The organism is Cupriavidus sp. 01L415, assembly GCF_056400065.1.
This window is the reverse complement of record NZ_JBFTSP010000044.1, coordinates 1-24,559: the sequence shown is the minus strand read 5'-3', so window position 1 is coordinate 24,559 and position 24,559 is coordinate 1. Positions and strand designations below refer to the sequence as shown.

At 65.0% G+C, this 24,559-nt stretch carries 18 protein-coding genes and 1 pseudogene; 8 read left to right on the top strand and 11 right to left on the bottom strand.

Annotation, left to right across the window (positions count from 1 at the left end):
- Positions 1–143 precede the first annotated feature (143 nt).
- Positions 144–536: an MFS transporter gene (locus tag AC1DOX_RS29355; RefSeq protein WP_441624135.1), complete on the bottom strand. Its 393-nt coding sequence runs from the start codon at positions 534–536 to the stop codon at positions 144–146.
- Positions 537–876: 340 nt separating this feature from the next.
- On the opposite strand from AC1DOX_RS29355, the gene AC1DOX_RS29350 reads away from it, so the two are divergent.
- From AC1DOX_RS29350 to AC1DOX_RS29330, 5 genes are all read left to right on the top strand, one after another.
- Positions 877–2,166, top strand: a complete 1,290-nt coding sequence (locus AC1DOX_RS29350) for a toll/interleukin-1 receptor domain-containing protein (RefSeq protein WP_441624133.1) — start codon at positions 877–879, stop codon at positions 2,164–2,166.
- Between the two features lie 156 nt (positions 2,167–2,322).
- Positions 2,323–3,078, top strand: a complete 756-nt coding sequence (locus AC1DOX_RS29345; RefSeq protein ID WP_441624131.1) for a lysozyme family protein — start codon at positions 2,323–2,325, stop codon at positions 3,076–3,078.
- 72 nt (positions 3,079–3,150) lie between these two features.
- Positions 3,151–6,390 carry a CHAT domain-containing protein gene (locus tag AC1DOX_RS29340; RefSeq protein WP_441624129.1) on the top strand — a complete coding sequence of 1,080 codons (3,240 nt, stop codon included), beginning with the start codon at positions 3,151–3,153 and terminating at the stop codon, positions 6,388–6,390.
- A 27-nt stretch (positions 6,391–6,417) separates the two neighbouring features.
- Positions 6,418–9,534: a CHAT domain-containing protein gene (locus AC1DOX_RS29335; RefSeq protein ID WP_441624127.1), complete on the top strand. Its 3,117-nt coding sequence runs from the start codon at positions 6,418–6,420 to the stop codon at positions 9,532–9,534.
- The gene (locus AC1DOX_RS29330; protein WP_441624125.1) at positions 9,531–10,112 is read left to right on the top strand and encodes a hypothetical protein; all 582 of its coding nucleotides are present in this window, start codon (positions 9,531–9,533) and stop codon (positions 10,110–10,112) included. Before AC1DOX_RS29335 ends, AC1DOX_RS29330 begins: the two co-directional genes overlap by 4 nt.
- Before the next feature lie 48 nt (positions 10,113–10,160).
- Here the strand turns inward: AC1DOX_RS29330 and AC1DOX_RS29325 are convergent, their stop codons facing one another.
- The 7 genes and pseudogenes from AC1DOX_RS29325 to AC1DOX_RS29295 all read right to left on the bottom strand — a co-directional run.
- Positions 10,161–10,940, bottom strand: coding sequence for a hypothetical protein (locus AC1DOX_RS29325; protein WP_092141554.1), 780 nt, complete (start codon positions 10,938–10,940; stop codon positions 10,161–10,163).
- 153 nt (positions 10,941–11,093) lie between these two features.
- On the bottom strand, positions 11,094–11,972 hold the full coding sequence (locus AC1DOX_RS29320; RefSeq protein ID WP_441624122.1) for a carbohydrate ABC transporter permease: 879 nt from the start codon (positions 11,970–11,972) through the stop codon (positions 11,094–11,096).
- Entirely contained in the window at positions 11,969–12,868 is a 900-nt protein-coding gene (locus AC1DOX_RS29315) for a carbohydrate ABC transporter permease (RefSeq protein WP_092141566.1), read from the bottom strand. The genes AC1DOX_RS29320 and AC1DOX_RS29315 overlap by 4 nt, the downstream gene beginning before the upstream one ends.
- A gap of 96 nt (positions 12,869–12,964) precedes the next feature.
- Positions 12,965–14,287: an ABC transporter substrate-binding protein gene (locus AC1DOX_RS29310; protein WP_441624120.1), complete on the bottom strand. Its 1,323-nt coding sequence runs from the start codon at positions 14,285–14,287 to the stop codon at positions 12,965–12,967.
- Between the two features lie 57 nt (positions 14,288–14,344).
- Complete coding sequence (locus AC1DOX_RS29305; protein ID WP_441624118.1) at positions 14,345–15,433, bottom strand: ABC transporter ATP-binding protein; 1,089 nt, start codon at positions 15,431–15,433, stop codon at positions 14,345–14,347.
- A gap of 73 nt (positions 15,434–15,506) precedes the next feature.
- A complete protein-coding gene (locus AC1DOX_RS29300; RefSeq protein WP_441624116.1) occupies positions 15,507–17,246 on the bottom strand; it encodes an IlvD/Edd family dehydratase in 1,740 nt (579 codons plus the stop codon).
- A 283-nt stretch (positions 17,247–17,529) separates the two neighbouring features.
- A pseudogene (locus AC1DOX_RS29295) lies at positions 17,530–17,899 on the bottom strand (alpha-hydroxy-acid oxidizing protein); the annotation flags it as partial.
- A gap of 162 nt (positions 17,900–18,061) precedes the next feature.
- On the opposite strand from AC1DOX_RS29295, the gene AC1DOX_RS29290 reads away from it, so the two are divergent.
- Together AC1DOX_RS29290 and AC1DOX_RS29285 are read left to right on the top strand one after the other, a co-directional pair.
- Positions 18,062–18,490 carry a cupin domain-containing protein gene (locus tag AC1DOX_RS29290; RefSeq protein ID WP_441624114.1) on the top strand — a complete coding sequence of 143 codons (429 nt, stop codon included), beginning with the start codon at positions 18,062–18,064 and terminating at the stop codon, positions 18,488–18,490.
- Complete coding sequence (locus AC1DOX_RS29285) at positions 18,487–18,942, top strand: carboxymuconolactone decarboxylase family protein (RefSeq protein ID WP_441624112.1); 456 nt, start codon at positions 18,487–18,489, stop codon at positions 18,940–18,942. Before AC1DOX_RS29290 ends, AC1DOX_RS29285 begins: the two co-directional genes overlap by 4 nt.
- 460 nt (positions 18,943–19,402) lie before the next feature.
- Here AC1DOX_RS29285 and AC1DOX_RS29280 read toward each other — a convergent pair whose 3' ends face one another.
- The 3 genes from AC1DOX_RS29280 to AC1DOX_RS29270 all read right to left on the bottom strand — a co-directional run bounded on the left by AC1DOX_RS29280 (position 19,403) and on the right by AC1DOX_RS29270 (position 23,318).
- The gene (locus tag AC1DOX_RS29280; protein ID WP_441624110.1) at positions 19,403–21,874 is read right to left on the bottom strand and encodes a spermidine synthase family protein; all 2,472 of its coding nucleotides are present in this window, start codon (positions 21,872–21,874) and stop codon (positions 19,403–19,405) included.
- 48 nt (positions 21,875–21,922) lie between these two features.
- Positions 21,923–22,558, bottom strand: coding sequence for a protein-L-isoaspartate(D-aspartate) O-methyltransferase (locus AC1DOX_RS29275; protein WP_441624137.1), 636 nt, complete (start codon positions 22,556–22,558; stop codon positions 21,923–21,925).
- 487 nt (positions 22,559–23,045) lie between these two features.
- Complete coding sequence (locus AC1DOX_RS29270) at positions 23,046–23,318, bottom strand: helix-turn-helix domain-containing protein (protein WP_441624108.1); 273 nt, start codon at positions 23,316–23,318, stop codon at positions 23,046–23,048.
- A 376-nt stretch (positions 23,319–23,694) separates the two neighbouring features.
- On the opposite strand from AC1DOX_RS29270, the gene AC1DOX_RS29265 reads away from it, so the two are divergent.
- Positions 23,695–24,201, top strand: coding sequence for a helix-turn-helix domain-containing protein (locus AC1DOX_RS29265; RefSeq protein WP_441624106.1), 507 nt, complete (start codon positions 23,695–23,697; stop codon positions 24,199–24,201).
- Positions 24,202–24,559 lie beyond the last annotated feature (358 nt).

The following is a 24,559-nucleotide window of genomic DNA, read 5'->3' as shown; positions in this document are numbered from 1 at the left end:
ACCCTTGGCGGCTACCTGAATCGCCGCAACGATCCTCCGCCCGGCGCTACCGTCATCTGGCGAGGCTTCCTCGTCTTGCACGAAATCACAGAGATGTTCCGTATCTTTAATTCGGGATAGCGAGCCAAGCTTGTGGGTAAAGCTCAGCCGGACACGGCGGGGATGATGATCTGAGCCGTGACCGCCGTCATGCCGACCATGAAACTGCACGCCACCAATACAGGGAAGGTTGGCGCGATGGCGCACCCGATCATCGCCACCGCATTCCCGACGATCAGCCGCGACGCCAGCTTGCGAGGCTGAATGCCGTCGGCAAGCGGAACAAAGCACAGCAGTCCTATTGCATATCCAAGCTGGGTGAGCGTTGCCACAAGACCAGCGTCGGCCAATGTCACGCCAAACCCCGCCGCCATCTGAGGCAGCAGCGGCTGGTGATAGTAGATGGCAGAGACGGCCAGCGCGCAGCAGAGGGCCATCAGGAAAACCTGGCGCCGGGACATCCCGGGCGACGTTGCGGAGGCAAGTGAATCTGACATGGGTACGGCCGGCTGGAGGTCTGTTGAACGATGGATCGATTCAGCCCAGTATAACTATGAAAATCATAGTGTCAAGACTGGCGCGGCCTGGCGGGCAGCCAGCGCCGCAATTGAAGTGGCAAGCACGTCGGCGGCCGCCCATGCACGGCCCCCCGAAGGCCGCGCCGTTCCACCCATGAAATTGCGTGTGTGGCGCAGTCATGTATCCGAAATTCCGGCGCCAACCACGCGCTGCCCTGCATTGGCTTCGATGTGCCTCGCTCCTTGCATGCCGCGCAAGTCGCTCTAGTATTGAGACGACACAGGATCCCGACGTGCGGGATCCGCCCCGGAGGCACGCATGGGAGCCATCTTCATCAGCTATCGGCGCGAGGACAGCGAAGGCCAGGCGGGTCGGCTGTATGACGATCTGGCCGAGCATTTCGGCCCGGAAGCCGTTTTCATGGACGTGGCAGGCATCGAGCCCGGCCGTGATTTCCGGCGAGTCATCGACGAGCGTGTGTCGTCCTGCGCGGTGCTGCTGGCGGTGATCGGCAAGGGTTGGCTGGCCGCGGTGGACGAACGGGGCACGCGCCGGCTCGATGACGCCGCGGACTTTGTTCGCCTGGAGACTGCGTCGGCGCTGCGTCGCGATATCCCGGTCGTACCGGTTCTGGTGCACGGCGCTCGCATGCCGAGATCGGATGACCTGCCCGAGGATCTCGCCGACCTCGCCTACCGCAACGGCGTGGAGCTGACGCATGCACGCTGGGCATCCGACGTACAGGTGCTGCTCAATGCCCTGCGGCCGTACGTGGCCGCACCATCGGCTGGTGCCACGACGAGCGTCGCGCAGCCCGAATCCAATGCCTCCGCAGCGGTCGGCCAGCAGCCGTCCCCGGTGACCAGGCCAGCGTCCCCCACGACGCCTTCGACTCCGCCGGGCCCGACGGCATCTTCCCCACCCACCGGCGCGCAGCCGGCAATCTCGCCGCTCATTGCGCAACCCGGCATGCGCAAGCCACCGCCGCGCATGCTGATGGCGGGCGCGGCTGCCGCCGTCGTGGTGATTGGCCTTGGAATCTATCTGGCAAACCGCGGCAGCGATGGCGGCCATACGGACTCCAATCTCATCGTCGCCGACACGGCACCGGTGACGGCGCCAACTGCTGCCACACCCGCAGCGCCGGTCGCACCTTCCGATTCGCCTAATCAGACAAATCAGGCAAATCAGCCAAATCAGGCAGTCGCCAGTACCCCTGAAACAACACAACAGGCAGAAACGCCAGCCAACCCTTCGCAAGCACCGGCCAACACCTATCAGGGGGCATCTGGCCGCGCCGAGGAGACTGCCACCAGCACCGACACGCAAGCGTTGCCGCCGCCGCGCAGCCTGCGCTGGCGCATGGGAAATTTCCCGCCACCCAACGCGGGCAAGGTGCTGTTCACCGTGATGCCAAGCGGCGATCCGGCATGCATGTCCTATGACGGCAGGGATTGTCTGTGGGGCGTGTTGTACAACGATGTCGATTTCAGCAAGGTGAAGCCGCTGATTTGTGGCGACTATCACAAGGCCATCTGGGGTGCGACCGGCTACGAGGACCCCAAACACTGGTGCAGTCTGGTAAGGAATCGCGCTGCCGCCAGATAACCTGCGTTTCCCCGGGCCACCAGGCACCGGAAGGTAGGCGTTTTTGCCACACCTGGAAAAACGACAAAAACGGCATTGTCGCGCGCTTTTTTTCGCCTATGCTTGGTCTTGTCAGACGCCCGCCGGTCAAGTGGGATGAGGCCATGGGAGGCTCGCATGACTGCCTTTGACGAACTTCTGGCCGAGACGATCCGCACGCCCGGCCTGCTCGCACCCGACGTTTCTCTCGACGAGGAGCGCAAGCTCTTCGAGAACGAAAATCCGTCGCCCGAAACACCGCTGCTGCTTGGCACCGCCACCGTGTCGGACCGTGCGATGGACATGATCATCGCGTTCGAGATCAGCAGCGAAGCCACGTACAACAAGCTATACCGCCATCCCGTCTGGCCCAAGGGCAAGTCGGGCGTCACGATCGGTATCGGCTACGACATCGGCTACGTCACGGCGGATGTGCTCGCCCGCGACTGGAACGATGGTATCGGTGCGGCAGCGGTCGCTGCGCTGACGCCGTGCTGTGGAAAAACCGGCGACACGGCCAACCAGATGCTCGCGCAGGTGAAATCCGTGGACGTGCCGTTCGCGCCCGCGGACGCGGTCTTCAAGAAGACCGTGATCCCGCGTTTTGTGGCGCGCACGCTGGCTGCATTGCCGCCGGGCGCGGAGAACCTGTCGCCCGATTGCCTCGGCGCACTGGTGTCGCTGGCGTACAACCGTGGCGCCTCTTTCAATGCGGACGGTGACCGCTACAAGGAAATGCGCGCGATCCGCGACGACATCGCGCAGCAGCAGCTCGCGGACATCCCCGCGCAGATCCGCGCCATGAAGCGGCTGTGGGCAGGCAATCCGGATATGGCCGGACTGCTGCGCCGGCGAGACCTGGAAGCGTTGCTCTTTGAGCAAGGGTTGGCCTGAGCGCTGCCGCAGTGCCATGCGCGCCGGAGAAGTGCGCACCCGTCGCGAGGCGGACACTACAGGGAGTGGGACATGCCGATTCGCCAGATCTCCGGTACGGACATCGATTACTTTCTGATCCTGTTTGACGAGGCCGGCAAGGAGCGTCCCGAGGCCGACGGAACGTTGCTCAGTGACGCGATTCGCGCCCGCCTGGCCGACCGGACCGCACCGGTGACCGATGTCTTCGTGGCCAGTCACGGCTGGCAGGGCGACGTACCCGCGGCCATCGCCCAGTATGACAACTGGATCAGCGCGATGGCGTCGTGCGGTGCCGACCTCGGCGACATGGCCGACCGCCGCCCCGGCTTCAATCCCATGCTGATCGGCCTGCACTGGCCCAGCTTGCCGTGGGGCATGGAAACCGTGCCGCCCGATGGCGCGGCCGTGCTGTCGCTCGATCACGAGGCCGATATCGCCATGCTGGCTTCGCAGCTTGGCGATGGCCCCGAAGCACGCGCCGCGATCGACCGCATCCTCAGCTTCGCGGACACCGCGGACACGCCCACGTTGACGCCCGCCATCGAAGACGACTTCGCCACCTTGTTCAACGTGTCGGGTCTGCGTACGGGCAGCTCGGGCGGGCGCCCTGGCGCGGATCAGGACGGCTTTGACCCGCAGGCCATTGTCACGCAGTCGGAATCCGGCGAGGCCGGTGATGGCGGCGGTGCCGGCGCGCCGCATCTGCTGGGTATCGGCGGCAAGATCAAGGAGGCCATCCTCTCGCCGCTGCGCCAGCTTTCCTTCTGGAAGATGAAAGACCGCGCGCGCATGTTCGGCGAAACCGGCGCCCACGCGTTGCTGGATGCGATGCAGGTGGCCAGCCCGGATGCGCATTTCCATCTGATGGGCCACAGCTTTGGCTGCATCGTCGTCTCCGGCATGGTCGCCGGGGGCGCCGGCACGCCCGCGTTGCGCCGCCCCGTCGACACGTTGTTCCTCGTGCAGGGGGCGTTGTCGCTGTGGGCCTATGCGGCCGATGTGCCCTATGCGCCGGGCACGCCCGGGTATTTCCGGCGCATCCTTGAGCAACACCTGGTGCGCGGCCCGCTGGTCACGACCCGCTCCGTACACGATTCCGCCGTCGGCAAGTTCTATCCGCTGGGGGCGGGCGTCAAGGGCCAGTTCCTGCTGGGCGACGATTTCCCGAAGTACGGTGGCATTGGCGCTTTTGGCATACAGGGTGAGCCCGCCACGGTGGATATGCCCATTGCCTCGGTCGACCTGCCCTACGACTTCAGCGAAGGGCGCATCTTCAATCTCGAAGCGAGCAACGTCATCAAGAATGGTGACGGTCCGGCCGGCGCGCACAGCGATATCGCGCATCCGGAAGTCGCGCACGTATTCTGGGCAGCGGCAATCGCCGGGCTCTCCAATCAGGCCAATCGTGGCGGCGAGAGCGGCGGCGGTGGACACATCCTGTCGCCCGGCGTGCCGTTTCCGGCTTCAGCGTCGCCGCCACCTCCGCCACCGGCTGGGCTCGACGGCCCCGGCGCGTTGCACGGCGAGTCGGCTGGCATCTCGGCCAGCCCGCCTCCCAGTGTGTCGCGTGGCGCGAAGGCAGCGCCTCCACCACCACCGCAAGCGGGCTTCGAAGGCGGCTTGCTGGGCATCGACGAACCGACAGCCGCCGCCACACCGGGCCCGGCGGCCGTCGCGCCGCAAGGCCAGCCGCGCTGGATCAACGCCGGCTTCGAGGGCGTCGATGCGGGTGCGCCGATCGTGCAGGGGCAGTGGTATACGCTCGCGTTCGACATCGACGAAGTGAAGCGTGCTACGGCGGCGGCCGCCGTGGCGTTTGTCGAAGAGGGCCTGTTCGCACCGGATGCGCGGGAAATCGTGCTGACCGTACAGGTCGATACGGACGACTTCGACATCTCCGGCCACGTCGGCCAGATCCGCGTACCGCGCACCGGCAAGAGCTTCACCAAGGCGCGCTTCGATGTCTCCCCACTGAAGAACGGTCCGTGCAGCCTGAAGGCGACGATCCTAAAGGACGGGCAGTTTATCCAGCAGATGGATCTCGTCTTTGCCGTTGGCCAGCCGGGGACGCCGGCGGCGGTGACCACGCGCGGGCGGTCGCTGGACGGCATCGCGGTATTGCAGCCGCGCGACCTGAGCCTGCAGATCTACCCGGGCAGCGGCAACAGCTACGAGTGCGTGGTGTGCGGGCCGGTGGCCACGCGGGTGCGCTTGCCGATCACGCCGGGGCTGATCGATACGTTTATCGTCGGCGCCCGTGCCGACCTCATGAAAGTGGTGATGTATCAGGACGCGCAGGGCAAGTACCTGTTCCAGCGCGGCATCGACATTCCCCAGGAGGCCACGGACAAGGCGCTGCAGATCATGGCGCGCACCGGCGCGCTGCTGATGATGAAGTTGTTCGAAGGCGCGGGCGCGGGCGACGACGTGCGCGCCGTGGGCAAGGCATTGCGCCAGCTGAGCACCGATCCGCGGCTGCGCCTCAAGATCCAGATCGTTGCGGAGACGCTGCCGATTCCGTGGTCGCTGCTCTACATGGGCGATGTCAGCGGCAAGGTGCCGCTCGACTGGAACAACTTCCTCGGCATGCGGCATATCGTCGAGCAGATCCCGTTGCAGAACCCGATGGCGGTGATGGAGCCCGAGATCGCCAGCGCGCCGCAACTGAGCGTGAGCCTGAATTTCAACGCCGGCATCGACGCGCAGATGGGGGCGGACTTCGTGCAGTCGCAGCGCGCGTTCTGGACGGATCGTGCGGGCCGCATCGGCGTGCGCGTCACTGATCGTGCCACGCCGGACGACTTCATCGGCGCGCTGGGAGACCCGCAGACGCCGGACCAGATCCTTTACCTCTATTGCCACGCCGTGTCCAAGGGGCTGACCGAGGCCGGCGGCCCGGGGGCGTCGAGCCTGGCGCTGAACGAGGAGCTGATCAGCCTGAATGACCTTGAACTGCGCGCGCCCCGCGATGTCAGGCTCGCCGGCAAGCCGCTGGTGTTTATCAATGCCTGCGAATCCGCGGAGATGTCGCCAACGTTCTACGACGGCTTTGCGCCGTATTTCATGGATAAGGGCGCGCGCGGCGTGATTGGCACGGAATGCAAGACACCAGCGCTGTTCGCCAAGGAATGGGCGGGCCGCTTCTTCGAGCGCTTCCTGGCCGGCGAGCCACTGGGCGAAGCGGTGCTCGGACTGCGCCGCGAGTTTCTCGAGCAGCACGGCAACCCGATGGGCCTCCTGTATGCCGTGTATTGCGACGCGGACACGGCCATCCGGCCGGCATTGATATAGCGCGGCGCCGACCCCCGGCAGGTGAACATGAAGCGTCAGGACAGTGCCATGCGGCTCAGGGCCGCCCGGCAGGCCGGGGTGGGATCGGGGGCGGCGGGGCCCATGCGGGGCGCTGCCGGCGACCCGCCCGGCCCGCGCATGACGCTGGGGCAGAAGCGTCCCGTACCGTCCGGCGCGACGGCCTCGGCGCTGAAGATCGCCGCGCTGAGGGTGGAAGTCGTCAACGGCAACCTGATGTTCACCGATGATCCGGTGCTCGTGGGCCACTACCGTGGCAGCGCGCTGGCGGGCACCGAGGCGGTGATGGACTGGCTGATGGGCAGCGCCATGTCCATGTCGATACGGCTTGGACGCTACCCGCACGACCTCAAGACGCAGCAGGTCTTTGTCAATGCCACGGCGGACAAGATCAATCCGTTGCGCAACATGCCGCGCCCCAGCGGCGTGGTGGTGGTGGGACTGGGCGATGAGGGCCACCTGCGCGCCAGCGGACTAGCCGCTACCGTGCGTCTTGGCGTGATCGCCTGGGCGCAGCACCTTGCCGAGAGCACCCCCGCAGCGGACGACGCGCCCGTCGTGCACGCGCCATTTACGGTTGCCGCATCGCTGGTCGGCAGCGGCGGCACGGGCATGTCCGCAGGCCAGGCGGCGCGCTCCGTGGCGGAGGGCGTGTGCGAGGCAAACCGCCTGCTCGCGGCAGCAGGATGGCCGTACGTGGAGCGCCTCAGCCTGGTCGAACTGTTCCTGGACCGCGCGTCGGAAGCCTGGCGCGCGCTGCAGTTGCTGGATCAGGCGTGCCCGGGCCGCTATGACATCCGGCGCTACATCCGTGGCAGCACTGGCGCGCTGCTGCGTCCGCTCGAATCGAGCTACCGGGGCGCGGATTTCGACCTGATCACGGCCGTGACGCAGACCGACGAGAACGGGGACTCGTCCATCGTCTATACGCTCGATACCCGGCGCGCGCGCACCGAGGTGCGAGCGGTGGCGGCCCAGGGCCGCCTGCTGCGCGAGCTGGTGACCGTGGCGTCGTCGAACACCGGTGACGACGCCAGCGTGGGCCGCACGTTGTTCAAGCTGCTGGTGCCGCTGGAGATGCGGCCGTTCCTTGCTGGCGCCAGCGAGATGCAGATCGAACTGGATGCCGGCACGGCGGGGATTCCGTGGGAGCTGCTGGACAGCGGCAGAGATGCGGACGCGAGCGAGGATGTCGAGTACAAGCCGTGGGCCATCCGCGCCAAGTTGCTGCGCAAGCTGCGGACCCAGGAGTTCCGGCGGCAGGTGGAAGACACCGCCCGGCTGGCGCCGATGCTTGTCATCGGCGATCCCTGTTCCGATGATCCGCGCTATCCGCTGTTGCCGGGTGCACGGCGGGAAGCGCGCGCCGTCTCCAAACTGCTGTCGGGCAACTTCGGCGGGGTGAGCCGCGTCGAGACGCTCGTCGGCACCACCGATACGGACCGTGGGCCCGATGCCCGCAAGGTGGTGGCTATGCTGCTGGACACCGACTGGGGCATCGTCCACATTGCCGCGCACGGGCAGCCAGCCGTCGAAACCGTAGGTGGGGGCGGGGCAGGGGGTGGCGATTCGGGCGCAGCGGCCGCCACGCCACATACCGATAGCGCGACGCGGGCCGGCGGCATCGTGCTGTCGAACGGGACCTTCCTGGGGCCGGAGGAATTCGCCAAGATGCAGCGCGTGCCGGAACTGGTCTTCGTCAATTGCTGCTACCTCGCCCATACCGACACCGCTGCGCTGCTCGAGACCCGACCCGCCGCGCCGTTTCATCGCCCGTACTTCGCGGCAAGCGTGGCGGACGGCCTGATCAAGATCGGCGTGCGCTGCGTGGTGGCGGCGGGATGGGCGGTGGACGATGCGGCGGCCGAGACCTTCGCCACCAGCTTCTACCAGGCGCTGCTCAATGGCCGCCGCTTCCTGGATGCGGTGGCGATCGCCAGAGAGGCCGCCTACCGCGCCAACCCTCGCAGCAATACGTGGGCCGCCTATCAGTGCTATGGCGATGCGGACTGGTGCCTGCCCGAATGGCGTGACCGGCAGGACCGTGGCGCCGGCGACCCTGCCGTGGAGGACGAAGTCCGATTCGCCGCGGCGTACTCGGTGATCGCATCGCCGCACGGCTTGCTGCTGGCAATCGAGCAGGTCCAGACCGAGCTGCGCGTCAACGGCGCCGATATCGACGAGTCCTGCAAGCGCCTGCGTTATCTGTATCGCAAGTTTGCCCAGCCCGAGCCCCGGTGGGAGCGCATGGGCGCGGTGGCGGAAGCGTTTGCCACGGCGTGGCGCGAAGCCGGCGACCTGGAGGAAGCCGTGGCGTGGTACCAGAAGGCCGTCACCGCCATCGACAGCAAGGCGACGATGTACGCGGCGGAACAGCTGGCCAATATGCAGGTGCGGCTGGCACTGCAGCGCGTGCGCGATGCCTCGGCACGGGCCAGCGCGCAGTCGGCCCCCGGTAGCGCGCCGCAAGCCGCATTGCTGCAGCCGGTCATCGATGCCTCGCGTGCGCAGCTGGTGGAGACGACGGCCAGCCTGGCGCGGCTGGTGTCCCTGCATTCGTCGATGGAAAGACTGGCGCTGTGCGGCTCCGCCAGCAAGCGCCTGGCGATGGTGGAGCGCTTTGCCGGCCGTCGGGAAGCCGAAATCGCTGCCGTGGCCGAGGCCTTGCGCCTGTACCGGGCTGCCGAGGCGGCCGGCATCGCGCAGGGCGCGGGCAATGCGTTCTACGCGGTCATCAACCGGTGTTCGGCGGAGCTCGTGGCGCATTGGATGGAAGGCACCCCGGGCGACTATCAGGCGGACTGGGAGGGCCTGGTCAGGGCGTCGCCGGAGCGGAACAACGCCGAGCCCGATTTCTGGAGCCGCTCCGCGCTGACGGAGATATGGGTCTACCGCTGCGCCGCCGAGCGAACACTGGCGCGGGACCTGCCATCGATCCTGAATGACCTCGGCAAGCTGCAGAGCCGCCTGCCCGCCATCAACAACTGGCGTACCGTGCGCGACCAGGCCGATTTCGTGCTGTCTGAATACATGCTGCAAGCGGAGCCGGCGGAGAAGGCGGCGGCGCTGCGGTTGCAGCAGAGCCTGGAGCGCTGGGCGGAAGCCGGCGGAGCGAGGCGCGCGTGAGCCACACAGCGCCGGCGGCATCGCCAGTCCACGCGGTAGTCGCCCTGGCCGGGCGGCGTATCGATGCCGCGGACGCGATCCTGTCGCGCTTTCCCCTGGCCAACGTCGAGCACGTCGCGGCACGGATTGCCGCCGAGCTGGAACGCGTGCAGGCGGTGGCGCTGGTGTGCTCGGCCGCCTGCGGGGCGGACCTCATCGCACTGGATACGGCCGCCATACGCCGGATCCGGCGGCGCATCGTGCTGCCGTTCGACGCACACCGCTTTGCCGAGACGTCGGTGCACGACCGGCCGGGCGAGTGGATGGCCAGTTTCACGCGCCATATCGACAAGGCCGTGCAGGACGGTGATCTGGTGACGCTGCCCGGCTCCGGGGACGACGAACGCGACTATCTTGCAACCAATGCCGCGATCATCGCGCAGGCCAGCGCACTGGCGGGCACCTTCGTACCCATGGCGGCCCTGCATGCGTTTGCCGTGTGGGAGGGCGTGGCGCGCCCGGGTGCGGACACCACCGCTGCGTTCGTGTCCCTCGCCACGCAGCAGGGATTCCGCGTCACGACGATTCCGACGCGATAAGCGGCGTACGCCATGGCAGACGCCATGACGCACGCGCCATCCGCGCGGCTACAGGTCGGGGAGCTGGCTGATAAAGGACTTGCTGTGCTGCGCGACGCGATTGCTGAGTTCGGGCTCCAGCGCGTCGAGCACCGCAAGGTTGATTTCGGCCTTGGAATCGTAGTGGGTGAGCTCCACGTCATTCTTCTTGGCCTTGAAGAACAGCACCTGCGTCACCGCCGAGCCGGCCTTCAGCGCAAACGCCATCATCGAGACCACGAAGTGGCCGTCCGGCGACTGCTCCGCCAGCGCGACCTGGAAGCTGGAGACGTTGGCGGCGCGCGTCTCGCGGCTGAAGATTGTGATCCACGGCTTGGTGTCGTCCATGCTTGCCAGCGCGTCCAGCGTGGTATTGACCAGAGCGAGTGCACCCGGCGCCCCGGGGCCGAGCAGCAATGCCGCGACCGACATGATCGCCTTGTGGGTTTCGAAATTCTGGGTGCCTTCCACGTATTTCGTGGCAGTGCTCGTTTCCACCAGCCAGCCGATATTGGCCAGCACCGACACGTATTCCTTGTACCAGGCATCCACGTTCGACGGATCGCCGACCACACGTCGAGCCACGAGTTGCGCCAGCAGCAGCGAGTTGGCCACGGCGCTGCGCCGCTCGGGCGGCACGCCCTTGGCAAAGGTCAGCACGCCGGAGCCCACCACGACAGCCTGGTCCTTGTCCGCTTCAAATGCGGGGGCTTCCGCATCGAGCAGCATCGGGCTCGTATCGGGGTCTACGGGCGGCAGCTTCACGTCGAGGAGAAATGTCCTGGCGCTTTCGATCGAGGCAGTTGGCATGGCGGATCTCCCAATGCGCGCGAGGCCGGGGTGGCCCTGGTCTGTCCATAGTAGGTAAACGCGCGGCGCGGGCGCAGCCAATCCGCGGGGCTCGCCGCGTGGAAATTCGTCTGCAAAGTCAGGAGTGGCACATGCAGACTGTGGGCGTGGAACCTATTCCTTCACCGCCCCGGTCATCCCCGATACGTAGTACTCGACGAAGAAGGAGTAGATCACCGCCACCGGCAGGGACCCCAGCAAGGCGCCCGCCATGAGGGCTCCCCAGTGGTACACATCGCCTTCCACCAGCTCGGTGACGATGCCCACGGGAACAGTTTTCACCTCCGACGACGAGATAAACGTCAGCGCGTAGATGAACTCGTTCCATGACAGGGTGAACGCGAAGATGCCTGCCGAGATCAGGCCCGGCACGGCCAGCGGCAGGATGATCTTGACGAGGATTTCCCAGCGCGTGGCGCCGTCGATCAGCGCGCATTCCTCAAGCTCGTACGGAATCGAGCGGAAGTAGCCCATCAGCAGCCACGTGCAGAAGGGAATCAGGAAGGTGGGATAGGTCAGGATCAGCGCCCAGCGCGTATCGAACAGGCCGAGCTGGAACACGATCGACGCCAGCGGGATGAACAGGATGGACGGTGGAATCAGATAAGCCAGGAAGATGGCCAGCCCGACCTGCTTGGCGCCCTGGAAGCGCAGGCGCTCGATGGCATACGCCGCCAGCACGCTCGCGGCCAGCGAGGCGAACGTGGACACCGTGGAGATAATCACGGTGTTGAGCAGCCAGGCCGGGTAAGGCGTGTTGAACAGCAGCTTCTTGAAGTGGGCCAGCGTCGGCGCCATCACCAGGAAGGGGTTGGCGCTCTGCATCAGCAACTCGCCATCCGGCTTGAACGCCGTGATCGTCATCCAGTAGAACGGAAACAGCAGCACGAACACGAAGACGCCAAGCGGGATGTAGAGGGTGACCCAGCGTCGTGGAACCGACTGCAGGTAATCCATCCCTTGTTGCTCGGTATTGGCCGCCTTGGCTTTCATTTGTCGCCTCCCTGTTGCCAGGCGCGCCGCTGCAGCCCGAAGTAGGAAAACAGGATGGCAGCCAGCAGGAAGGGCACCATCATCGTGGCCAGCGCCGCGCCTTCGCCCAGCGAACCGCCCGGGATCGCGCGCTGGAAGGACAGCGTGGCCATCAGGTGCGTGGCATTGAGCGGGCCGCCACGCGTGAGCACGTAGATCAGCTGGAAGTCCGTGAAGGTGAACAGCACGGAGAACGTCATCACCACCGCGATGATCGGCGTCAGCAGCGGCAGGGTGACATAGCGGAACTGCTGCCACGGCGTCACGCCGTCGATCGAGGCCGCCTCGTACAGCGTGGGCGAAATGGTCTGCAGGCCCGCCAGCAGCGAGATGGCGACAAACGGTATGCCGCGCCAGACGTTGGCCGCGATGGTGGAAAAACGTGCGAGCCAGGGGTCGCCGAGGAAATCGATATAGCGGTCGATCAGCCCGAGCTTGACCAGCGTCCAGCTGATGATCGAGAACTGCGCGTCATAGATCCACCAGAACGCCAGCGCCGACAGCGCCGTGGGCACGATCCACGGCAGCAGCACCACCGCGCGGAAGAACGACTGGAACGGCAGGTTCCGGTTGAGCAGCAGCGCCAGCCAGAGGCCAAACACGAACTTCAGCACGCTGGCCAGCAGCGTATAGAAGATCGTATTGAATAGCGCCAGTTGCGTCAGCGAATCGCCGGCCAGATAGCTGAAGTTGGACAGGCCGATCCATTCGCCGATGCGGCCGATTTTGGTGTCGGTGAATCCCAGCCAGACGCCGAGCCCGAGCGGATACGTCAGGAAGACCAGCAGCAACAGCGCGGTGGGCAGCATGAACAGCAACCCGAGCGCATGACGGTTGTTTGACAGGCGGGACAACATGAGGCTCCTGGTCGACTGCCGCTGCGGCGTCCTGGGATCTCCGCAGCGGTTCCTGCATGACTAAGACGTTGCTTCAGGATCTCTTCGAGGCGACCTCTACGCTTTGTAGTAACGCTCCGCGCGTTGCGCGGCGCGTGCGGCGGCTTCCTTCGGCGTCTTCGCGCCGCTGGCTGCCTCGGCCACCATGTCCAGCACGATGTAGTCGGCCATTGCCGCCGCCGACGCCGTACCGAGCGGGCCGGCGTGGCCGTTGTCGAGCATCAGCGAGGCCGCGTCGCGATAGACCGTGTGCTTGGGATCGGCCGTCCAGATCGGGTTCGATTCGTAGGCCTTCAGCGGCTGGCTGACGTAGCCGATGGCGGCCTCCATCCACGGGTTGTATTGCTCCGGCTCCATCATGAATTGCAGGTAAGCCTTGGCCGCGTTCGGAAACTTCGAATACTTGAACACCATCATCTGCGTGATCTGCATCAGCTCGGTGGGCTTGCCGCTCGTGCCGACAGGAAAGTGCGCGTGCTGGATGTCGCGCGCCATCTCCTGCATCTTGGGCTCCTTCGAATTCTTGGCCGCGTAGTAGACCGAGATGCCATTCGCGGTCAGGCTGAGCTGGCCGTCGAGGAAGGCCTTGTTGTTCGACGGATCCTGCCAGGACAGCGTTCCCGGCACGAACGTGGCATAGAGCTGCTTGGCGTACTCCAGCGCGGCCCAGGTCTCTGGCGAGTTGACGACGACCTTGCCCTTGGTGTCCACCAGCATGCCGCCGTGCGACCAGAGCAGCCAGTGCGCCCAGTTGTTGCCGTCGCCCACGGCCTTGCCCAGCGCGAAGCCAGGGGGCGTGTTCTTGGCCTTGAGCGCCTGGCACAGCTTCAGGAAGCCCGCGGTGTCCTTGGGGATGGCGTCGAAGCCGGCAGCCTTGACATGGCTCTCGCGATAGACCAGCGCGTTGCCGACCACGCCGAGCGGCAGCGCAATCCACTTGCCGCTGTGCATGCCGTACTTCTTGCACACGTCGTACCAGCCGCCGTACTTGCCACCGAGGTAATTGGCCAGGTCGGACAGGTCGACCAGCTTGTCGGGGTACTGCTGTGGATCATCGAACCAGCCCAGGATGATGTCCGGCCCGGTGCCGACGCTGGCCGCGACGGCGGCCTTGGGGCGGACATCTTCCCAGCCTTCGTTGTCGACGCGCACCTCGACGCCGGTCAGCTCCGAGAACTTCTTCGTATTGGCATTCCACAGGTCTTCATCGCCCTGCACGAACCGCTTCCACCGCAGGACGCGCAGCTTGGCGCCGGCTTCGGGCTTGTATTGCAGGGCAGCCGGCGCGGCGAAGGCATTGCCGCCCAGCGCCGTGGTGGCGGCGACCGCCGCCGTGGATACCAGGAAATCGCGTCTCGTGATGTTGCTGGGGGTCCTCATCGCTTCGTCTCCTCCATGGTCATGGGTGGTGCCGCGGTACTGGTCCTGCTGTTGTTGTCAATGCCGGGGAAGGGCCTGTCCGGATTCGGCGTCGAACAGGTGGGTGTGCTGGTGATCGGGCACCAGGTGCAACGCCTCGCCCGCCGCGAAGTCGTGGCGCTCCCGGAAGACCGAGATGAACTCGGTTTCGCCGAAACGCGAATACACCTCGGTATTGGCGCCGGTCGGCTCCACCACCGAAACGCTGGTCGGAAAACCCTGGCCGGGCGTGCCATAGCCCAGGTGTTCGGGCCGCACGCCGTAGATCACACGCTGGCCGTCCGTGCCCGCGTCCGCGCCAAGGCGCGTCGGCGGCGGCAGGCGCGTGCCATCGGCAAACTCCACCGTGGCCTGCCCGTTCTGGCGGCGCAACGTGCCGGGGATGAAGTTCATTGCCGGAGACCCGATAAAGCCCGCCACGAACAGGTTGTCGGGATGGTCATATAGGTCGAGGGGCCGGCCACGCTGTTCCACGCGGCCGTCGCGCATCACGACGATCTGGTCCGCCATGGTCATGGCTTCAATCTGGTCGTGCGTGACATAGACCGAAGTCGTACGCAGCCGCTGATGCAGCTCCTTGATCTCGGCGCGCATCTGCACGCGCAGCTTAGCGTCCAGGTTGGACAGCGGTTCGTCAAAGAGGAAAACCTGCGGGTCGCGCACGATCGCGCGCCCCATGGCCACGCGCTGCCGCTGGCCACCGGAGAGTTGTCTCGGATATCGATCCAGCAACTGGCCGAGGCCCAGGATGCTTGACGCCTTGTCCACCTTCTGCCGGATCGCTTCCTTGGGCATGCCCGCAAGCTTGAGCGAAAAGGCCATGTTGTCGTACACGGACATGTGCGGGTAGAGCGCGTAGTTCTGGAACACCATCGCGATGTCGCGCTCCTTGGGCGGCAGCTGGTTGACCACGCGGTCGCCAATCAGGATATCGCCTGCGGTGATTTCCTCCAGGCCGGCCAGCATGCGCAGCAGCGTGGATTTTCCGCAGCCGGACGGGCCGACGAGCACCGTGAACTGGCCATCTGCGATATCGATGTCCACGCCACGAATGACCTGCGTGCCGCCAAAAGACTTCTCCACTGCGCGAATCTGTACCGATGCCATGCGTCGCGTCTCCTTGTGTCGCGCACCGCGCCGGACGGGCGGTGTTTTCGGGGCTTGTCTTGTCGTTCAGCGTTCAGTGGTTGTCTTTCGGCACGCCGGCACCGCTCTTGCCGACCAGGAAATCGAGATCGGCGCCACGGTTGGCCTGCTGCACGTGATCGAAATAGAGCCGGGTCCAGCCGCGCTCCATCGGCGGTTCAGGGGGCTGCCAGGCGGCGCGCCGGCGGGCGAGTTCCTCGTCGGCGACATGGAGATGCAGCTTGCGGGCCTCCACATCGAGCTCCACCATGTCTCCATCCTTCACCAGTGCCAGCGGACCGCCGGCGGCCGCCTCCGGCGCCACGTGCAGCACCACCGTGCCATAGGCGGTGCCACTCATGCGCGCGTCCGATATGCGCACCATGTCGGTAATGCCCTTGCGCAGCAGCTTGGGCGGCAGCGGCATGTTGCCGGCCTCGGCCATGCCCGGGTAGCCGCGCGGGCCGCAGTTCTTCAGCACCAGCACGCAGGTTTCGTCGACATCGAGGGACTCGTCGTCAAGCCGCGCGTGCATGTGTTCGCTGTCTTCGAACACCACGGCACGCCCGGTGTGCTTGAGCAGCGCCGGGGTCGCGGCCGAAGGCTTGATGACCGCGCCATCCGGGCAGAGATTGCCGTACAGCACGGCGATGCCCGCGCCGGGCTTGAAGGGCGCATCGAATGCGTGGATGACCTCGCGGTTCCAGTTGGGCGCATCCTTGCAGTTTTCCCAGAGCGTCTTGCCGTTGACCGTCAGCGCATCGCGCGCCAGCACGGGCCCGAGTTCTCGGATCACAGCCGGCAGGCCGCCCGCATAGTAAAAGTCCTCCATCAGGTGGCGGCCAGATGGCTGAAGATCGAGCAGACAGGGCAGGGCGTGGCCGAGCTTGTCCCAGTCGTCGAGGTTCAGCTCCACGCCGATGCGCCCGGCGATGGCCAGCAGGTGGATCACCGCGTTGGTCGAGCCCCCGATCGCGGCGTTAACCTTGATCGCGTTCTCGAAAGCATCGCGGGTCAGGATCTTCGACATCACGAGGTTGTCCTTGACCATCTGCACGATGCGCCGTCCCGACGCGCGGGCGAGGATGTTGCGGCGGCCGTCCACGGCGGGAATCGCCGCATTGCCCGGCAGGCTCATGCCGAGCGATTCGACCATGCAGGCCATGGTGGAAGCGGTGCCCATCGTCATGCAATGGCCGTGCGACCGGTGCATGCAGCTTTCCGCCTCGAAGAAGTCTTCCTGCGACATATGGCCGGCGCGGACTTCTTCTGACATCTTCCACACGTCGGTGCCCGAGCCCAGCTCCTGCCCGCGAAACTTGCCGCTCAGCATGGGCCCGCCGGAGACGCCGATGGCTGGCAGGTCGCACGAGGCGGCGCCCATCATCAGCGCCGGCGTGGTCTTGTCACAGCCCATCAGCAGCACCACGCCATCGATGGGATTGCCTCGGATCGACTCCTCCACGTCCATGCTGGCCAGATTGCGGAACAGCATGGCAGTCGGGCGCAGCAGGGTTTCCCCGAGCGACATGACGGGGAATTCCAGCGGAAACCCGCCAGCCTCCCACACGCCTGTCTTGACCTGCTCGGCCAGCGTGCGGAAATGCGAGTTACAGGGGGTGAGTTCGGAATAGGTATTGCAGATGCCGATGACCGGACGGCCGTCGAACTGGTCGTGCGGAATCCCGCGATTCTTCAGCCACGAGCGGTAGATGAACCCGTCGCGGTCGAGCCGGCCGAACCAGGCCTGGCTGCGGCGCCTGGGCGGATTCGGCGGATTGTCGTCGTCGTTCACTCGGGTCTCCTGCGTTCTGCTTCTTGTAGGGGTGCAGATCCGGATGCCCGCGACCACACTGCCGCGCCGCACGCATGCCGAGTCAACGCAGTCTAGGTCAGCCCTCCCAACAGGTAAACTGGTATTACCAATATCCAGTATTTACCCGTATGCCGAAGCCCCCGGATCCGGCTATCAAAACGCCGGCCCGATCGCGATTCTTGTGCGGAATGAGGGCTTTGAAGGGGACAGGGCGGTCGCGGTGAGCGGAGGGCGGCCCTGCCGGAAGGCATTTGTCATGTCGTCATGGTCGACTGACAAGCAACGCGGTCGGATCGATGTCTTTCAGGGAGGGTCGGCCCATGAGCGCCATGGCGACCTCCAGCTCGGTCTGCAGGAGCGTCAGCATATGCGCCACGCCAGGCATGCCGCCCACGGCCAGGGCATGAAGGACAGGCTGGCCAATCAGGACGGCAGCGGCGCCCGACGCCATCGCCTTGACGATATCCGTGCCGCGCCGGACGCCGCCGTCGAGCAAGACCGGCACGGCGCCGGCCACCGCGGTTGCTATCGCCGGCAGCACATCGATCGTCGCGGCCACCATGATTGGACACGATGATCCCCGCGACGCCAGACTGGAGCGCCGGGCCCACATCCAGCGGATTGAGCAAGCCAGAGGGACGAACCTGCGCCAGATTGTGTCGTAGTTGCGGCACCCATGTCCCTTGGCGACCCCGCTTTTCCATTTCTTCTCGCCCCGGCTTGCACTATTCTCCGACTTCGTCTATCTTAACTACGACTGAGTTAAGCGTAGTTTCATTCGAGCTGGAGTAGACATGAATCGAAAGAATTGGGCTGGCGCACTGCTGGCCGCAGCAGGCATCGCCTTCGCAGGCATTGCCACCGCCCACGGGACTGGCGAGTCGGTCAAGCCGAACTTCGCCCACACCATCCCGAACATCCCCGGCAAATCGCTCGTTGCCCTGGAAGTGGACTACGCCCCGGGCGGCGCATCATTGCCGCACGTCCACGCGAAGTCCGCGTTCATCTACGCCTACGTCGTGTCGGGCAGCATCGCAAGCAAGGTCAATGACCAGCCGGAACGCGTCTACAAGGCGGGCGAAAGCTTCTACGAGGAACCAGGGTCAAGTCATCCCGTCAGTCGCAACGCCAGCAAGACCAAACCGGCCAAGCTGCTCGCCGTCTTCATCGTCGATTCCGACGACAAGGAACTGACCACGATCGACAAGCAGGTGTCGAAATGAGACTGGATTACACGAAAGCTGCCCCGGGCGGCGTCAAGGCCTTTGGCGGTGTCTACGGCTACATCATGCAGTCGGGCCTCGACGATGTACTCGTCGAGCTGGTCTACCTGCGTGTCAGCCAGATCAACGGCTGTGCCTATTGCCTCGACATGCACACACGCGACCTCCTCAAGAAGGGCGTCAAGGTCGAGAAACTCGCGCTGGTGCAAGCCTGGCATGAAGCGGGCAGCCTGTTCAGCGCCCGCGAGAAGGCGGCGCTGGCGTGGGCGGAATCCGTGACGCGCGTCGCCGATACGCATGTCCCCGACGATGCGTTCGCGGCCGCCGCGGCAGTCTTCAGCGAGAAGGAACTGGCCGATCTGACGATGGCCATCAGCCTGATGAATGCGTTCAATCGCCTTGCTATCAGCTTCCGACGCGCGCCGGAAGCCGCGCTTGCGCACAAGGAGTGAGTGACCGACGGGCTTGCAGGCACCCCAAAGCGGCGCCATTGCGCGCCGCAAGAGAGGGCAGCGAAATCGTTGGACGAAAAAAAAACCGGATCTCGGCGGGGGCGTCGGTCCGGTTTCGCGCAGCGGCGCTAAAGTGGTGCAGCAACAACCGCTGCGTGGAAGAATTAAAACATACTGAATTCAGATTTAAGCGCTTGGTACATATCATGTTGCGATGCAGCAACGGCAAATTTCATGATTGTGGCGGCGCCGTCCCTTCGCCTTGAAGGACGACGTCCACGACGTTCTGAAATGGTGCGCACCCAGCCAGGCTCGAACCTCGGCCGGGGCGAGCAGTTTGGTGCGATGGGTGCTGTAGGAGTGGCTTGCAGGGCGATGGCTGCGGCATGACGCGGCTGAGACCGGCGCAGGGTGGGACGTTTGGCGGCAAGGTTTGCTGGCGACGCGCAAGACCCACAACTCAGGTGGAGGCGGTGGCCGCGGCGATATACAGGAGCAGCGCCGCCAGCACGACCGCGGTAAATCCAAAGTGGACCGCCATCAGGGTCGCAAGCACCGACGCCACCACTGAAGCGCAGGCATTGATGCCCCATGCCCAGGGCACCAGCGCTTCATCGTGCCGCGCGACGTTGGCAAGACCTAGCGGAAATGGCATTCCCATCAGGAAGGCCAGCGGCGCAATCAGCATGATGGATACGGTAATCCGGCCGGCATCCGGTAGTGCAATCAGCAGCCTGAACAGGTGTGGCAAGGCTCCCAGATAGAACAGCGAGACAAGGCAGATCCCAGCGACGGCCACCTCGACCGGACGTTTCCGATCGTCGTGGTAGCGCGCTGTCATGCGGCGCGAATAGCGGCTCCCCAGCCCGGCGAAGACGAGGAACGCGGACAACACGACCGCGATCGCATAGAGCGGATGGCTCAGGAACAGGATGAGCTTCTGGATGAAAGCGATCTCGACAAACATGAAGGCAAAGCCGACCGCAAGGAAGTAGACGCCGATCCGCCAGATGGAAGGCGGGATGGCGGCATCGTCAATGGCATGCGCCGTGGAGGCTTGTGGCGGTGCTCGCCTCGCGGCCGGCCAGCGCCGCATCGCCCAGAGCGGTATCAGGATCAGCAGCAACGCCGCGCACGTGGCCTGCAGAAGTGTGGCAACCAACACCGGATAGCCCCATTCGAGCAAGGGCAGCCCGCCTTGTGCTTTCAGAGACAGCAGTTCAGGTAGCGAGCGCCATTTGAAGAAGTGGAAGAAGTACGGCCGGTCGTCAGTCGCGGGCCGCACATCGAACTTGTAGCGCGCAAAGAAGCCATCGCGGTCAGCACCAAGCAGCGCTTGCACGGACTCGAAAAACTCGGGCGCCTCCAGCACGTTGAAGCGATTGGCCTGCGCCGCCTGAATGCCCGGGTAGTACTCGGTGTCGAAAGAGCGGGCAGTGCAGAACATGCGCAAGGCGGCAATGTCCGACGCCACGAAGTCTCCGTTCTTGACCAGCAACGTGGCGGTTTTCCATCCCCGGATCAGCGCCAGCCGGCGGGAGGGCTGGGGCACGCCGGCGTCCTCCATGGCGGTCACGGCGGTGGCAAGCAGCTTGGGCATGTCACGCGGTGGCAATGTCACCCATCTTGTGATCGCCAGCAGCCCACCGGGCCTCAGATGGCGCAAGTACTCCTGGAACGCTTCCACGGTATAGAGATAGCTCTCGGAGAGCGCGTACAGGCCCGCTGACGAGGTGCTGAACGAGTCCAGCAGTGCCACCTGGATGAGGTCGTAGTGCCCATTCCCGGCGACCAGGAAGCCGCGTGCCTCGACGGCAAAGACATGCACGCCCGGCGCGCTGTAGGGCTTGCCGGAGAATGCGGCGAAGCGGCGCTGCACGAGGTCGATCACCTGCGGATTCAGTTCCACTGCATCGACGGAACTGGCGTGGTGATAGATCGCCTGGAGGACGTCGGCGCCGGCACCGCTCCCCAGCACCAGCACTTTTGGGCGGTCCAGCAAGTGAAAGGGAAGGGCAGAGGTCAGGTCCCCCAGGTAAGCGAGCGGTTCGCGCCGCCCGTCATAGTGATTCAGCGCGCTGAGCCCGTCGCCGTCGGTAAATATCGCAAGTTGCGGTGGCGGCTCCATGGTGGCATTGAGGCTCAGTCCGGGTGCGTGCCGCAATGGGATCGACGGACTCTCGACCACAGTTACCGTGCCAAGTGGACTTGAGCGTTGATCCACCACGCGGGCATTCCCGATGCGCAGGATCTGGCTCAGTTCCTTGTACTCGGACGGCCGCAGCGCGATCCACGCATCTGGCAGCGCCGCAGGCAGGAGCGCAGCCCCAATCAGCGCGACCGGCAGCCAGGGTCGATGCCAGCGGCACTCGAATGCGGCCAGCGCTGCCGCCGCCATGCCTGCACCGCCCACCAGTCGCAGCGCGTTGGCCGGATCCAGTACAAAAAGCACGGCGATGATGGCAAGACACCCGAACCCGGCGCCGAGAATGTCGAAGCTGTAGACGCGATGGATCTGCTCGTTGAAACACGTGAAGGTCAGGCAGACGCTCACGGCAGCGAAAAAGAAGGGCACGAACAGCAGCAGGTAGACCGCCACCAGCCGTAGCGGTTGGCGCGGATCCCACAGGATCTCCAGCGGATTGAAGGCGACACGCTGGGCCAGCGCAAAGCAGGCAATCGCGCAAATGCCGAACAGCACCGCGCCGCCCGCGAAGACCTGCACGAAATGGCGCACAAGCAGGGGCGCAAACGCGTGCCGCATCATCGCCACCCCTGCGCCGGCCGCGCCATAGCCCAGCAGCGCAACACTGATCATCATGTAGGCGAAGTGGTGCCACTGGATGATGGAGAGCAGCCGCATCAGCAGCACCTCGTAACCAAGCGCGGCGGCCGACAGCACGGCGAGGGCGAGCAGTGGGGGACGGAGCATGATGCCTGGCGCCATTCGGCCGCACGACTGCCGTGAATCGCCGCCGCGTCAGTGCCCGCCGACCAGCGGAACGAACCTGACTGGCAGGACCTGTCGCGTCGAGACCGTGCCGTCGCCGGACTTTTCGACCAGCAACAGGTATTGAGTGAGGAACTGCGCGCCCACCGGGATCACCATCCTGCCGCCAGGCTTCAGTTGCCGGATAAGGGGCGGCGGCACATGGCTGGCCGCGGCGGTAACGATGATCGCGTCGAAGGGGGCATGGGCATCCCAGCCGTAGTAACCGTCGCCCACCTTGCATTTCACTTGCCCGTAGCCCAGCTGCGTCAGGCGCTCGCACGCCTGCAATCCCAGCGGCTCGATGATCTCGATCGTGTACACGGTGCGCGCCATCCCGGCCAGTACCGCGGCCTGATAGCCCGAGCCGGTTCCGACTTCGAGCACGACATCCTCCGGCTTGACCATCATCAGGTCTGTCATCAGGGCCACAATGTAGGGCTGCGAGATGGTCTGGCCATGTCCGATGGGAAGCGGGCGGTTCTCGTAGGCGAAGGGCCTCTGGTCGTCCGGCACAAACTCGTGACGCGGCACCTGCTCGATGACCGCCATGACGCGAGGGTCGATGGCTTTTCTGCCACTGCTCACACCGGCGGTCGCCGCAGTGGCGGCGATGTCCCTGCCCATGGCGGCCCGGCGCACTTCATAGCCCTCGGCTGCACCGGCCACCGGCCAAATGCAGCCGAGCAACAGGGCTGAAATCGAGTTGGACAGGACGAGCGTTGATGGCTTCACGATGTGTCCCCGTGAGGAACCCCTACCGTCATCCTAGACCACGGTGTCGCCGGCACCGCAGGATTTGCTGCACCGCAACCGGCGCCCCGGGTCCGTCGATCGCCCGAACATTTCGGCATCGCCCGACGAACGCGATGTCTTCGGCGCCCGGCAACAGGAAACGGCCGGCGGGACCGCCTCCAAGCTTCTATTAAGCGCGAGCTTCCCGAATTAGCGACGCGGCCCGCTCGCCAATGACAACGCAAGGCGCCATCGTATTGCCACTGGGTAATTCCGGCATCGCCGAAGCGATCGCCGACGAAAGCGCGTCGGCAAAATAGTCGAGCCGTTGCGCACGGGGCACGGCGCGGGTGGACCACGTCACGATGGATGTCACGGATCAGTCCTCCTGAGTGACATTGTGAGGCGCGTCCGGAGCGCCACACTGGCGACGAATCTGCGACGGCTTGCGGCCCACGCGTGCATGCAGCGTTCGTGTGAAATGTGAGGCATCGACAAAGCCGGCGCGGCGCCCGATCTCGGCGATTGTCAGGCGCCTGAAAATCGGCGATTCGAGCATTCGCACAGCGTGAGCGCAACGCATTTTCATCAGCGTGTCGCCAAACGTCGTGTCAAAGCGCGCGAAGCAGTGGTGCAGGCTCCGCAGTGACACGCCTACCGCGGCCGCAACGTCCGCTGCACACAACGTGCATGACTCGACTGCTGGTACATGCAATCGCGTATCCGCTCGAACAGGCCGCTATCGCGCTTGGGTAGCTTGGTAAGCGGCGTGCTGAAATCCTGCGCAATGAATGTCAGCAGGGCGCCGATATGGTCGCCAATGAACGACATCGGCAGCGGATATGCGTCGAACCTGGCAGGCTCCAGGCTTCGCAGGAAGGCCGATAACGCGTGACCCCACCCCGATTGGCCCTCGATCCTGCGTCCCACCAGAAGCGCCGGCGCGGGCAGCCATATATGGCGACAGTATCACTGTATTCCGCGCGCCAATGGTTGTCGTCTATACTTGACAAAGAAGGGAGTCCGCGATGACGAATCCTGCAATCATTGGAGCCGCGATCCGAAGCAAGCGGATTGCTCTGGGTCTCACTCAGCAACAACTCGCCGACATGGCAAAACTGTCGCGGCAGGCACTCAACGGCATCGAGCATGGCGGCGTCAATGCGACGCTCACGTCGCTCAGTCAGTTGCTGGATGTGCTTGGACTGTCACTGGACGTCAATGACCCAGAGGTGGCCAGGGAAGCTATGGGCAAGCCAACTCGGGCCCTCTGGATGGCCGCGAAAGGGGCCAATGTCAGCTACTCGGGCGCTCTCACGCCTGAGGAGCTAGAGCAGGCGCTTGCCACTGGCCAGGCACCTGTCGAGTATCGCCCCCATATCGCCCAGGTCCTTGACGAGGCACCTCTGCAACTGGTGACCAAAGTGGTGGCTGAGGTCGCCGCCAGGCAACAACGGAAGCCCGCCGAGATCTGGAAGAACGTCCGGTCGCTTGCGAAGTCGCTGATGGCGACTCGGGGAGGGCTGTGGGCATGAAAGTCGAGCTGAGGGGTGATGTGTGGGAAACCCTGTTCCCACACGCTTTTGCTCTCATGGACGAGGTCCGGAAGCCTTCATGGCGCGCTCCGGTTCCTGCTCAGGCGCTACCAGTATAGGTCTTGCCAGAGGACATTCTGATTCGGCTGGAAGCGGACATCTGAATTTAGCCACCACAAGCAATGTCTAGGCGGTTCTGAAACGTCTCACCGTCCGCTAAATTCAAATGTCAGTCCGAGCGTGCTTTTTGTGCGGGGTTGGATGTTTTTGTGGGGTTGCTGTGGGGCGGTGGCGCTGGCCGTTGACGCCTGAGGCTGGCGCAGGGTGGGGCGGTGAGGTCGCGGTGGGCAAACTTAAA